This is a genomic window from Pseudarthrobacter phenanthrenivorans (assembly GCF_036455295.1).
Classification (GTDB): Bacteria; Actinomycetota; Actinomycetes; order Actinomycetales; family Micrococcaceae; genus Arthrobacter; species Arthrobacter phenanthrenivorans_C.
This window is the reverse complement of sequence record NZ_JAYXNX010000010.1, coordinates 20,591-32,895: the sequence shown is the minus strand read 5'-3', so window position 1 is coordinate 32,895 and position 12,305 is coordinate 20,591. Positions and strand designations below refer to the sequence as shown.

The 12,305-nt window shown below is 68.4% G+C and carries 12 protein-coding genes; 4 read left to right on the top strand and 8 right to left on the bottom strand.

Annotated features, from left to right (window positions below; all coding sequences use genetic code 11):
- Nucleotides 1–18: 18 nt before the first annotated feature.
- From VXJ37_RS13935 to VXJ37_RS13910, 6 genes are all read right to left on the bottom strand, one after another.
- Nucleotides 19–768, bottom strand: a complete 750-nt coding sequence (locus VXJ37_RS13935; RefSeq protein ID WP_331323633.1) for a dienelactone hydrolase family protein — start codon at nt 766–768, stop codon at nt 19–21.
- Between the two features lie 35 nt (nt 769–803).
- Nucleotides 804–2,090, bottom strand: coding sequence for a tRNA guanosine(34) transglycosylase Tgt (gene tgt / locus VXJ37_RS13930; protein ID WP_331323632.1), 1,287 nt, complete (start codon nt 2,088–2,090; stop codon nt 804–806).
- Nucleotides 2,091–2,141: 51 nt separating this feature from the next.
- Nucleotides 2,142–2,870 (bottom strand): SRPBCC domain-containing protein, encoded by a 729-nt coding sequence (locus VXJ37_RS13925; RefSeq protein ID WP_331323631.1) that lies wholly within the window; start codon nt 2,868–2,870, stop codon nt 2,142–2,144.
- A 71-nt stretch (nt 2,871–2,941) separates the two neighbouring features.
- A complete protein-coding gene (locus VXJ37_RS13920) occupies nt 2,942–3,973 on the bottom strand; it encodes a DUF6707 family protein (RefSeq protein ID WP_331323630.1) in 1,032 nt (343 codons plus the stop codon).
- 88 nt (nt 3,974–4,061) lie between these two features.
- Nucleotides 4,062–4,601 (bottom strand): NUDIX hydrolase family protein, encoded by a 540-nt coding sequence (locus VXJ37_RS13915; RefSeq protein ID WP_141158190.1) that lies wholly within the window; start codon nt 4,599–4,601, stop codon nt 4,062–4,064.
- Nucleotides 4,602–4,610: 9 nt separating this feature from the next.
- Nucleotides 4,611–5,384, bottom strand: a complete 774-nt coding sequence (locus tag VXJ37_RS13910; protein WP_331323760.1) for a VOC family protein — start codon at nt 5,382–5,384, stop codon at nt 4,611–4,613.
- Nucleotides 5,385–5,492: 108 nt separating this feature from the next.
- On the opposite strand from VXJ37_RS13910, the gene VXJ37_RS13905 reads away from it, so the two are divergent.
- Both VXJ37_RS13905 and VXJ37_RS13900 read left to right on the top strand, forming a co-directional pair.
- Nucleotides 5,493–6,110, top strand: coding sequence for a YdeI/OmpD-associated family protein (locus VXJ37_RS13905; RefSeq protein WP_331323626.1), 618 nt, complete (start codon nt 5,493–5,495; stop codon nt 6,108–6,110).
- Between the two features lie 116 nt (nt 6,111–6,226).
- On the top strand, nt 6,227–7,894 hold the full coding sequence (locus VXJ37_RS13900) for a glycoside hydrolase family 32 protein (RefSeq protein WP_331323624.1): 1,668 nt from the start codon (nt 6,227–6,229) through the stop codon (nt 7,892–7,894).
- Here VXJ37_RS13900 and VXJ37_RS13895 read toward each other — a convergent pair.
- The gene (locus VXJ37_RS13895) at nt 7,891–9,192 is read right to left on the bottom strand and encodes a glycoside hydrolase family 76 protein (RefSeq protein ID WP_331323623.1); all 1,302 of its coding nucleotides are present in this window, start codon (nt 9,190–9,192) and stop codon (nt 7,891–7,893) included. The two genes, VXJ37_RS13900 and VXJ37_RS13895, sit on opposite strands and share 4 nt — an antisense overlap.
- Nucleotides 9,193–9,335: 143 nt before the next feature.
- Here VXJ37_RS13895 and VXJ37_RS13890 point away from each other — a divergent pair, with 143 nt between their 5' ends.
- Nucleotides 9,336–10,130: a 3-hydroxyacyl-CoA dehydrogenase gene (locus VXJ37_RS13890; protein ID WP_331323622.1), complete on the top strand. Its 795-nt coding sequence runs from the start codon at nt 9,336–9,338 to the stop codon at nt 10,128–10,130.
- The gene (locus tag VXJ37_RS13885) at nt 10,127–11,332 is read left to right on the top strand and encodes an acyl-CoA dehydrogenase family protein (protein ID WP_331323621.1); all 1,206 of its coding nucleotides are present in this window, start codon (nt 10,127–10,129) and stop codon (nt 11,330–11,332) included. Before VXJ37_RS13890 ends, VXJ37_RS13885 begins: the two co-directional genes overlap by 4 nt.
- A gap of 12 nt (nt 11,333–11,344) precedes the next feature.
- Here the strand turns inward: VXJ37_RS13885 and VXJ37_RS13880 are convergent, their stop codons facing one another.
- Entirely contained in the window at nt 11,345–12,172 is an 828-nt protein-coding gene (locus VXJ37_RS13880) for a DUF1684 domain-containing protein (protein WP_331323620.1), read from the bottom strand.
- Between the last annotated feature and the right edge of the window lie 133 nt (nt 12,173–12,305).

Here is a 12,305-nt window from a genome sequence, read left to right as displayed (position 1 = left end):
GCGACGGCGGGCGGCGGCTTAGCCCTTCAGCGCGCCATCCAGCAACGCCCGCAGCTCCTCGAAGTGCCGCTCGGTGGCCTCAGGGTGGAAGGCCGAGGTGTCGGCCATGGTGTAGCCGTGCGGGGCGCCTTCGTAGATTTCGTTGGACGCCTCAAGCCCCGCCTCACTGAGTGTTTCGCCCAGGCGGGCGACCGCCGCGGGGGCCATGCTCGGGTCATGGTCTGCGTGGCCGAACACGAACCGCGCCTTCGCATTAGCAAGGCCCAGGTGCGGGCTGTCCGGATCGTCCGTGACAAGGCCGCCGGCGTGGAAGCCGCCGCAGGCTGCCACCACGTCAGGGTGGGAGGTGGCAGTGCGGACGGCGAGCCGGGCGCCCATGCAGTAACCGGTGGTGCCGATGGGACCCGGGGCCACATCGTCGAGCCCCCGCAGCGCGGACACCCACGCATCAATGTCCGGCAGCGCCTTGTCGGACGTGAGGCGGCCAACGCGCGGGAAGGCAGCCTTGCCCGCGGCTTCCCGGCCTTCCTGCGTGGACATGTCTACGGCAGGGGCGAGCTCGGCCGCCTTGCCTTCACGGTAGAAAACGTTCGGTGCCAGTACTACGTAACCCCAGTCGGCGATGCGCTGCGCCATCTCCTGGATGCGGGGGCGCAAGCCGAAGGCGTCCATGTAGAGGATGACGCCGGGAAAAGGGCCGGTTCCGGTGGACGGGCGGGCTACAAGGGCTTCTGCGGTGCCGTCTGCGGCAGGGATCTCGATGGACATGGGGACACCCTACCGGAGCCGCCCGGGAGCCATACTCAGGAGTAGTAACGGCCCAAGGTGTCGGCCTTGAAGTCGAAGAAGCTGCCGGACTCGATGGCCAACCGGGCGTCATCCACCATCTTCACAACGAACCGCTCGTTGTGGATGGAGATCAGGGTGGCGGAGACCATCTCCTTGGCCTTATAGAGGTGGTGGATGTACGCCCTGGAATAGTTGGCGCACGCATAGCAGTCGCAGCCTTCCTGCAGCGGACCGAAATCGCGCTTGTACTTGGCGCCGGAGAGGTTGAACCGGCCGTACGGGGTGTAAAAGGCGGAGTTGCGGGCAACCCGGGTGGGGGAGACACAGTCGAAAGTGTCGGCGCCGTTTTCGATGGCCGTGAAGATGTCGTCCGGCTCGGAGATGCCCAGCAGGTGGCGCGGCTTGTCCTCCGGCAGCTCTTCGTTGCACCAACGGACGATGGTGCCCAGGTTTTCCTTCTCCAGCGCCCCGCCGATGCCGAACCCGTCGAACGGCATGGCTCCCAGGTCGCGGCAGGCCTTCCGGCGCAGGTCCTCGTACTGGGCGCCCTGGATCACGCCGAACAGCGCCTGGTAAGGCTTCCCGGCGCGTTCCTCCGTCAGGCGGAAGTGTTCCTCGATGCATCGCTCCGCCCACAGCCGGGTGCGTTCCAGCGATTCCTCCTGGTACCGCCGGGAGTTCTGCAGCGTGGTCAGCTCATCGAACGCGAACATGATGTCCGCACCGATCCGGTGCTGGACCTGCATGGAGATCTCGGGGGAGAAGCGGTGGCGGTCCCCGTTCCGGTGGGACTTGAACCAAACGCCGTCGTCATCGATGTGGGCCAGCCGCTCCTTGCCGGGGGCCACAGCATCATCCGGTCCGGACGCGTCCACGGACTTCATGTCGATGACCTTCTTGAACCCCGAGCCCAGGCTCATCACCTGGAATCCGCCGGAGTCCGTGAACGTCGGACCGGACCAGTTCATGAACGCTCCCAGGCCGCCTGCTTCGTCCAAAACGTCCGGGCCCGGCTGCAGGTACAGGTGGTAGGCGTTGGCCAGCAGGGCCTGGGCGCCCAGGTCCGCCATGGACTCCGGGAGCACGGCCTTGACTGTCGCCTTGGTCCCGACCGCGATGAACGCCGGCGTCTGGATCTCACCATGCGGGGTGGCGATGGTGCCGGTGCGGCCCAGGAATTCCCCGCCGTTGTCGGCTACCTGGGCGTCCGTGGGCGGGCAGGAGTCTGCCAGGCGCGTGCCTACCGTGAAGGAAAACTGGGACCGGGTTTCAGGCAGGGCGAAGGCAGGGTTGGCTGGCACCGTATAAGTCTGCCAGCAATCAGTGTGGCCCTAACAAACGGGCATGCGCTGTCAGCTGGCCGGTTCCGAGGCGGGGTAGTTCCTGGACCGCCATGAATCCCAGGCGGACCGGACGGCCTCGAAGGCGGCCGCGCCAAGGTCGTACGTGGAAGCAATGACCAGCGACCCTTCGCCCTCCGCGCGGACGTCCTTGAGGGCAGGGTGGTCGGCCACCACCAACAGTCCTTCGCCGTGCTCCGCGTAGCTGTGCACCGTTAGTCCCACCTGGTGGCTGGTCCGGTACCAGACCTTGCCGCTGATCTCCTCGCCGGTATCCAGGGTCACCTGGTACGGCTCGCCGGGGGCAGGAAGATCGGCGAGGCCCAGCTTCCCGATCGCGGAGCCTTCGCCCTCGGTCAGGTGCAGGAACAGGGTGTGCCGCTTGCCGTGCGGGTGCCGCTCCAGGGCGAAGCGGAGCTGCTGCAGGAAGGTCAGCCAGCCCTGGGTGATGTCCTCGTCCCAGGCGGCCCACTCGGAGTCGTGGTCCACGGCCCCGCGGGTCACGCTGACCTGGGTCCCGCCGGCCACCGGATGCAGTTCAAAGGTGTCCCCGCCGTGGACGGTCAGGCTGGTGTGGTCTGCGGATTCCTCCACGTCGCTGGAAAAGTAGATCTCCTTGATCTCGGATTCCAGGTCCTCGGCCTGCCATCCGTGCCACTGCGCCACCTTGGACGGCTCGCGCAGCATGGTCCAGACCTGCGGAGCGTCGGCGTTGATCACTACGCTGAGATTGTTCGTCATAGCCCCGAATGTACGCCCCGGACACCGCCCCGGGTAGGGGTCATTTCCCCGCCCGGAAGATCATCCCGGGGTCAGGAGCGGACGGCCTCCAGCTCGTTGCTGATGCGCCGCTCCAGCTCGGACATCCCAATGGTTTCGGAGCCGCCGTGGGCCCGCAGGAAGAGCAGGGATTCCAGCCGCAGCAGCCGCCATTCACGCTCGGCGTCATGGTTGGAGTTGTCGATGGAGCGGAAAATCTCTTTGTCATACAGGTTGGGTTCGTTGAGCGAGCGCTGCCGCACCTTGGCCGCCATCCTCGCCTTGAACGGATCCGTTTCCTGGTTTTCCGGGGTGCGGATCAGTTTCTCGTAGACTCCCGCGCGCTCGTCCTGGCCGTCCTGCCGGCAAATGTAGCTGGCCAGCGCCAGTGCTGCCTCAATGGAGCTCCACCGGCCCGGGTTCCCGTCATAGGGCAGCACGGTGAGCAGGTCCGCCACTGACAGTGCGCCCTCGGCGTCCTTGAGCGTGACGAACAGTTCGTGGGCGAGGTCGCTGAGGTCCTTCAGGCAGCTTCCGGACTTGAAATTGACGCCCTTGGACAGCCGGTCGGCCAGGAGCAGGACGCCCTCGGCATCCGCGTGCGCCTCAGCTGCCGCTTCCACGACGGATTCGGGGGTGCCGTCCGGCACCGGGATGAGCGCCAGTTCCTCCTCGCTGGGCCCGGTCACCGCGGGCGGTACCGGGGGCAGGGGAGGTACGACGACGGCGGGAGCCACCGCGACGGGACCGGTCCCCGCGCCGGGCTGCTCCTTCGTGCCACTGCCGGGTGCACCGGCTTCCCCTGGTGGTATGGCCTCCGGAAGGGCTGCCGGCAACGGAAGCTGCGTGACGTCGTCGTGCGTTCCGTCCACGACGGTGACCATGGTGCCGATGGCGATCCTCAGGGTTCCGCCGCCCGAGAGGCTGGCCAGTACCAGTGCCGGGGAGCCGAAGTCGTCGTGCTCAAGCTCCACCTGGTCGATTTCGGCGGTGCGCCGGCCGTCGGGGAGGAGGATGTGGCTGCCGGTGGTCAGAGATCCAGCCTGCTGTTCACGGTGGTGCCTGGCGGCTGGTGATTCGGTCATGGGAGTCCTTAAGTTCTCTTGCGGTCCGCCCTACAGTCTACAAAGGCGGGCACTCAAAACCGGGGACCCCCACGTCCCGGCGGGGTGGTTAGAAGCCCACGCCCGCGAATGCCAGGGCCTGCCGGATGAGCCCGCCGCGGCCGCCGGAAAACTCCATCTGGACGCCCGGGCTGAGGACTTCCTCCGGGGTCATCCACGTCAGTTCCAGGGCGTCCTGGCGGGGCTCGCACTCGCCCGTCACGGGGATGACGTAGGCCAGGGACACGGCGTGTTGCCGCTCGTCGGTGAAGCCGGTCTGGGACGGGGCGGGGAAGTATTCGGCCACTGTGAACGGGACGGGGCTGAGAGGAAGCTGCGGGAACGCCAGGGGGCCAAGGTCTTTTTCCATGTGCCGGAGGAGGGCGGCACGGATGGTTTCGCGGTAGATGACGCGGCCGGACACCAGGGAGCGCACCATGGTTCCATCCGCGTCCGCCTGCAGCAGCGTGCCCACTTCGTTGACGTACCCCAGCGGGTCCAGCCGCACCGGAACGGCCTCCACGTACACCATTGGCAGCCGCCCCCGCGCCTCAAAGAGGTCTTCTTCGGAGAGCCAGCCGGGATTCGGGTCAGGTGTGCGCACGTTCATGCTTAAGTTCTACCCCATGGGGCGCCGCTGGGAGATCCACACCGTGGCGGGCGCGTTGGGGCTGAGGGCATCCGGATTGGCCACGTGGAGGGTGCTGCCGAAGGCCTCCTCGGTCACGCTGGCTGGGAACCCCGCAGCGGTGAGCCGCTCCTGCAACGGCCCCAGGCCGCCGTCGTACTCAAACCCCAATCCGGACCGCGACGGTCCGGACGCCGGCCGCACCAGGAGGACGCCGCCGTTCTTGGCCGTGAAGTCGGCCGTTTCGTCATTGTCCGGGACGGGGCGGGGCCGGGCGCCGACATGCAGCAGCGTGCGGACGGCACCCTCCGGGTCGGGCGTGTACCAGACCGCGACGACGGCCAGGGCGGGATCGGCGTCGGCGCACTGCGCGGTGTGGGAGGCCTTGTCCGCCAGGAAGCTGAACCCGTCCGGGGCGCTGATCCGGCAGGCTTCGCCGTGGTCGGCGGTGACCAGCTCCGCCGGCTGCGTTCCTTCCGCCGGCGCCCCCTCGTGCCGTGCCCCGTCCTCCCGGGACCCCTCTTCAAGCGCCGACAGGTTGGTGCGGCGGGCAAACTCGGCCACGTCTCCCACCTCCACGCCAAGCACCGTCCGGCCGTCCTGCGCCGAGCCCGCCTCCGTGCCGTGCAGCGCCAGGCGGCCTGACGCCGAGTCGAACACCTGCCACCCGCCGTCGTCCTCTGTCTGGACCATCCCCAGCGCGGTGAGGAGCTGCTTCCAGGACCCGGTACGGGACGTGAAATGGACGGGACGGGCTCGGAGCATGGCGTTGTCCTTGGTGTGGGGGACGGCGGTCTGTAGGGCCATGATGCCATCTGGAGCCTCAACCCACATGGGGCTTGTGGCCTGTGATCTTCCGGGCAGAATGGGGCCATGGCCGTTGAACTCGAGGAACTGCTGGTGCCTGATGCCGCTGCCTGGCGTGCCTGGCTGGAGGAGAACGCCGCTACCCGTCCCGGCGTCTGGCTTGTCCTTTCCAAAAAGGGCGGCACAGCGACCGGCCTTGACTACCAGGCGGCCCTGGACGAGGCGCTGTGCTTTGGCTGGATTGACGGCCAGGGCCGGCGCCGCGACGCGGAAACGATGTTCGTGCGCATGACGCCCCGGCGCCCCAGGAGCATGTGGTCCGCCCGGAACGTGGGACACATCGCCCGGCTGGAGACGGAGGGAAAGATGACCGACGCCGGCAGGGCGGCTGTGGAGGCAGCAAAGGCTGATGGGCGCTGGGACGCAGCCTACGGCGGCCAGGCGGACGTGGAGGTCCCGGCAGACCTGGCGGCGGCGGTCGCCGCGGACGCCGCGGCGCAGGCGACGTTCGACGTCCTCACCAAGACCAACCTGTTCTCCCTGGTCTACCGCACCAATTCGGCGAAGCAGGCAGCAACCCGGGAGCGGCGGATCCGGGAGTTCGTGGCCATGCTGGCGCGAGGGGAAACGCCGTATCCGCAAAAGAGGCGGCCCGCAGCCATGGACCAGGAAACCGCTCCATGACGTGCCGGGTTGGGCGCCGCGGGCCGGGCGGGTAAAATTGACGGTTCACTTGCGCTGGTGCCGTTCCCCAACCCGGGGGACGGCACTTGTGCGTTCAGCAACGGATGGACGCCGCCATGCCCCCACGCCTTCCCGATACCCTGACCGCCGCACTGCGGCGCCGCCCCTTCTTCTGGCTGGCGGCTGCCCTGGCCGTGCTGGCGATGGCGGTTTCGCTGGTGCTGGGGGGCAACCTCCGGCAGGGCAACGGACCGGCCGGACCGGCTCAGGGCACCGGCGAACCCGGCGCCGGGGCCACCGGGCCGTCGACGGCTGAGGCGCCATCTGCTGACGGCCCGGACTACCGGCCCGCCTACCACCTGACTCCGGACCAGCGCTGGATGAATGATCCCCAGCGGCCGTTCTTCCTGGACGGGGTCTGGCACTACTACTACCTCTACAACGCCGACTACCCGGAGGGGAATGGCACCGAGTGGTTCCACGCCACCAGCACGGATTTGGTGCACTGGAAGAACGAGGGAGTTGCCATTCCCAAGTTCCGCAACGGCCTGGGCGACGTCGAGACCGGATCCGCAGTGGTGGACACGGAGGGGACCGCCGGATTCGGGAAGGGAGCCGTGATTGCGGTCCTCACCCAGCAGCACGACGGCGTCCAGCGGCAGTCCCTGTTCTACTCCATGGACAAGGGCTACAGCTTCGAAAGCTATGGACAGAACCCGGTGATGGAGAATCCCGGTGCCAGGGACTGGCGGGACCCCCGCATCGTGCGGGATGAGGCAAACAACCAGTGGCTGATGCTGCTGGCCGAGGACCACAAGATCGGCTTCTACACGTCCAGGGACCTGAAACAGTGGTCCTACGTTTCCGGGTTTGAGCAGGATGGCCTGGGCACCCTGGAGTGCCCCGATTTCTTCCAGATGGACGTCGACGGCGACCCTGCCAGGCGCACCTGGGTCCTGGCCGCCAGCGCCAACGGTTCGGCCGAGGGCCGCACCACTGGCCTGGCGTACTGGACGGGCAGCTTTGACGGCAAGGCCTTCACGCCGGACGGCGGCCACCAGTGGCTCGACGGCGGCGCGGACTTCTATGCGGCGGTCACCTGGGACGACCCCCGGCTGTCCGACGGGCAGCGCAAGGCATCCCGGCATGCGATTGGCTGGCTGAACAACTGGGCCTACGCCCGGCAGTTGCCTACTGAGGGCTGGTTCGGCGCGGCGTCCGTGGTGCGGGACATCCGGCTGGCGTCCGACGGCGGCCGGCCCGCCCTGAAGTCCACCCCCACCTCCGCGCTGCAGTCGCTGGAAGGGGAACCGTCCCAGGTGCCGGGCGGCGGGCTGTCTGACGGGAGGGCACTTCCCGTGCCGGACAGCGGGGCTTTCAAGGCCGACGTCGAATTCGAAAAGCCTGCCGAGGGCACCGGCGAGGCCCGGCTGCTCCTGCAGAACGGCGGTACAACGTACGCAACGGTCGGCTATGACTTCAGCTCCGGCCGGGCGTTCGTGCTCCGGGACGGCGACGCCGCCGCCACTGGCGCGGCCCAAGGCGGCGGCCAGGCGGTGGATGGGGCTTACCGGCAGGCACGTTCCGTAGACGTGCAGCCCGGCGGGGACAGCGTCCGCCTCACCGTGTACGTGGACCGGTCCTCCGTGGAAGTCTTCGTGGACGGACACACGCTGACCTCCCTGGTGTTTCCGCCTGCCGGGCATCGGGAAGCGCGGCTGGCCGCGGACGGTCCGGTCAGGCTCAAGGGCGGGACCATCACCCCGCTCGCCGGCATCCGCTAAAGCGTTGGGGGAGCGTCGGCAGGAGGGCGTGAGGCGCTGACCGACGCCGCCGCTTCCAGCGTCGTCCATGCCTGGATCTGGGTCGCGAGCTCCACCGATGCGCCCGGCGGATAAGTTGCGCCCGCAGGCTGGGCCGCGTGCATGGAGAAGATGCTTTTACCCGCTTTCCGGGCGCCCGCTTCGCCGCTGCCCACGGCGCGGCGGCCGGACCAGAACGCCTCCGCCGTGTCTGTCACCAGGCGTGCAGCAGCAGCCCGGGTGGCTTCCGGGAGCCGGGTATCCGCTGCGGCGAGCGCCAGGTAACGGCACAGGATGCCGGTGAAGAGGCCGCCGTCGCCCGTACCCTCGCAGCGGAGCATGCTTCCCTGCACTCCGCTTCCAGCCTGCACCGTCAACAGCCGCTGCACGGCCTCCACCAGCACCGCCGCCCGGGCCAGGTTCGCCTCCCCGCCCACTTCGAGGAGCGCACCCAGCACGGGTCCCTGGTTGTAGGTGTATACGGCCCGCTCGATCACCACGTCGCCGGCCTGGTCCAGGCGCGCACCGTCCAGGTACAGCCCCTGCTCGGGGTCGAAGAGGGTGGCGTCCAGCCAGTCCAGGAGTGCCTGCGCCCTGTCGCGCCGGCCGGTGCGGGCATAGAACAGGGCCACCGGAGCGGTGGCAGGAGTGTTCTTGAAGTCCCGCTTTTTGTTCCAGAACGTGCCGCCCCCAAGATCGTCGGTGCAGGCGGCGTCGAACTGCAGCGCCAGGGATGCGCGGACCGCAGCGTTGCGGCGGCGGCCCGGGCGCCGCGTCTCCTCAGCCAGCCTGTCCAGCCGGAGGGTTGCCAGCGCCAGCCAGGCCATGTCGTCGTAGTAGCTGTTCACGAACCTGAGGGCGTTGCGGAGCCTGATGCCGGTGACCAGCCGGGAGGCCAGGTGCCCCGCGCTGGGGTGGTCCGGACCGTTGAACCGGGCTGCGGGTGTGGCTCCGCCGCCAAGCTCCCGCCGGCCGGTGTCCACCAGGCAGTCCACGTAGTGCGCCTGCCACCAATAGTGCCAGGGCAGGACCAGGCCGGCGGCCGGCCGGGCGCGCCGGAGCGCTGCGTGCCACTTTCCCGGCAGCTGGGCCATGGCCTCTGCATCCTGCCCTGCGGGAGGCGCGCCCTGTACCGGGGGACGTTTCCCCTGCCACAGCACGGCGCCCAGGTGGGTTCCCGGCAGGAACACCAGTTTCCGGCCGAACAGTGCGGTTACCGACTGGGCGGCGTGGTCCGCCCTGTGCTGCCAGGTGGTCAGTGGAGTGCCCGTGGACGTCATGCCGTCCACCCTAACCGGGGCGCTGCTGTCCGGCGTGGGGCCGAAGGCGCGGCACCGTGCAGGTTCCCCTTATTTCAGTTAACATTCATTAACTGTTGCTCGAGGCCGCGCCGCGGCATGGGGACACGCATCAAGGAGGATGTATGGAGATCAAAGGCAGCGTCGCACTGGTGACGGGCGGCGCCTCGGGACTGGGCGCGGCCACCGCACGGAAGTTGTTCGACGGCGGCGCCTCGGTGGTGCTGGTTGACCTGCCTTCCTCCAACGGGCAGGCGCTGGCGGATGAACTCAACGGCCGTGCCAAAGCCGGCCAGTCCGCCGTCTTCGCCCCCGCTGACGTAACCAGCGAGACCGACGTACGGGCCGCCGTCGGAACCGCCGCGGGCCTCGGGCCGCTGCGCATCGTGGTGAACTGCGCCGGGATCGCCACCCCCGGCAAGGTGTTGGGACGCGACGGCGTGCTGTCCCTGGATGCGTTCAGCCGTGTCGTCCAGGTCAACCTGATAGGGACTTTCAATGTCCTGCGGCTGGCGGCCGAGTCCATGGTGGCCACCGAGCCCGCCGCTACACCGCTGGGCGGCCCCGAACGCGGCGTCATCATCAACACGGCCTCCGTGGCGGCCTTCGACGGCCAGATCGGCCAGCCCGCATACTCCGCCTCCAAGGGCGCCGTGGCCGCCATGACGCTGCCCATCGCCCGCGAGCTGGCGCGCTCGCTGGTCCGCGTGGTCACCATCGCGCCGGGCATTTTCGAGACGCCCATGATGGCCGGACTGCCGCAGGAGGCGCAGGATTCGCTGGGCGCGCAGGTGCCGCACCCCTCCCGGCTGGGCAAACCCGAGGAGTATGCCAACCTGGTGGCACACATCGTGGACAACGCCATGCTGAACGGCGAAACCATCCGCCTCGACGGCGCCATCCGGATGGGACCGAAATGAGCGTGCCTGACCTGTCGCAGCTGCCGGCGGCGGATTTTTTCGCCGTCGAATCGATGCTGGGCCAGGATGAGCGGAACAAGCTGGCCGAACTCCGGGATTTCCTTGCCGCGGAGGTGGCACCATATGCCGCGGACTGGTGGAACAAGGCCGAGTTCCCGGCCCACATCCTGCCCAAGCTGGCCGCACTGGAGCTGAGCACGCCGGTCCACCGCGGCTACAGCCACCTCTTCGCCGGGCTGGTCATCGCGGAGATAACCCGGGTGGACACGTCCCTTGCCACGTTCTTCCTGGTCCACCACGATCTCTTCGTCGAGTCCCTGCATACCTTCGGCACGGACGACCAGAAGCAGCGGCTGCTCGCCGACGCCTCGGAGCTGCGCACCACCGGCGCCTTCGCCCTCACCGAACCCCTGCATGGATCGGACGTGGCCGGCGGCATGGAGACGCGGGCCCGGCGGATCTCGTCCAGCACCGGGGAAGCGGACGACGGCGGCGACACCTGGGTGCTCAACGGCGCCAAGCGGTGGATCGGCAACGGGACGTTCTGCGACTACATGCTGGTGTGGGCCCGGGACGAGGCGGACGGCTCCGTGCGCGGCTTCATTGTCGACGCCACGCTGCCGGGCGTCAGCCGGAGCAAAATCGAAAACAAGATCGCGCTGCGCACCGTCCAGAACGCAGACATCACGTTCAAGGACGTCAGGGTCCGTGAAGCGGACCGGTTCGGCGGGATCAACAGCTTCGAGGACACCAAGGAACTGCTCCGCAGCTCACGGATCATGGTGGCCTGGCAGGCGGTGGGGCAGCAGATGGCGGCGTTCGACGTCGCCCGCCAATACGCCGTGGAACGCCACCAGTTCGGCCGCCCGCTGGCGCACTTCCAGCTGATCCAGCAGCAGCTGGTGACCATGCTGGGCAACGCCGTGGCCAGCATGGCCATGATGGCCGGGCTCGCCAGGCTCCAGGAGCAAGGCGCCGCCGACATGCCGCAGGTGGCCCTGGCCAAGTCCTACCTCAGCGCCCGGATGCGGGAAACCGTGGCGCTGGGCCGGTCCATCCTGGGCGGGAACGGCATCGTGACGGATTACCGGATGGCCAAGATTTTCGCCGACGCCGAGGCCATCTACACCTATGAGGGCTCGTTCGAGGTGAACTCCCTGATCGTGGGCCGCGCCGTCACCGGGATATCAGCCATTTCCTAACCTTCCGGGACGCTAAGCGGGGTAGGGCTCTTTCTCGCCGGCCTCCACCCGGATATCCAGGCTGTTGTTCTTCACCGGCATGGGGCAGGTTCCGTAGGGGGTGAAGGCGCTGGGGTAGTTGATGGCGCGGTTGAAGTCCAGGACCACGGAGCCGTCCGGGCGGGGCCTGGGGACGGAAAGTTTGCGCCAGTCGTCGGTGGTGTCGCCGTTGGTCTCGTCGTGGAAGGTAATGGTCAGGGCACCCAGTTTCTCCTCCTCCGCCTGCAGCCGGAACTCGTGGCTGCTGTCGGGGAGGCGGAACACCACCTCGCCCACGCTACGGTGCACGCCGTCCACCAGCGGGTTCGCGGTGCCGATCGGCACGTCCATCGGCTCCGGATAGGCCTCGAACCGGCCCGTCACTTCCCAGTCCGGGTTGTAGGGGTAGGTGGGAACGCCGTCGAAGCCGGTGACAACCGGTGACGCAGCGTCCCGGGTGCGGATCGCGTACCGGCCGCCGCGCATCGCCAGTTCCACCACCACCTGGTCCCCGTCCGGGCCGCCGAACTGCACCCACATCAGCGATTCCTCATCCGCCAGGGCGGCGGCTACGGTGCCGTCCACCTTTTCGCCCGTTGCCACCAGCGTGAGGCCGTCGGACGGGACTGCGGTGAGGAACGCCGTCGTGCCTGTTGCGTCCGTGGACCACAGGCCCGGGGCAAGCTCCAGGGCGGCAGGTGAGTCCGCAAGCCACTGGAAGGAGGTGAGGGTCAGCCAGCCGTGCCGGGCCGCGAGGGCCTTGTCCCGATTGGCGCGGAAGCGCTGCCAGCGCTCAACTTTGGCGGCCGTGGTGGTGGTCATGGTTCCTTCCGGTTACGTTGTGCCCACGCTACAACCGCCCCCGGGGTGTGTTCATTCCGCCCGGGCCCGACATCTTTTGAGACGGATTCGGTACTGCACGGCACCGGGGGTAGCATCTTTAGCTAGTAACGTG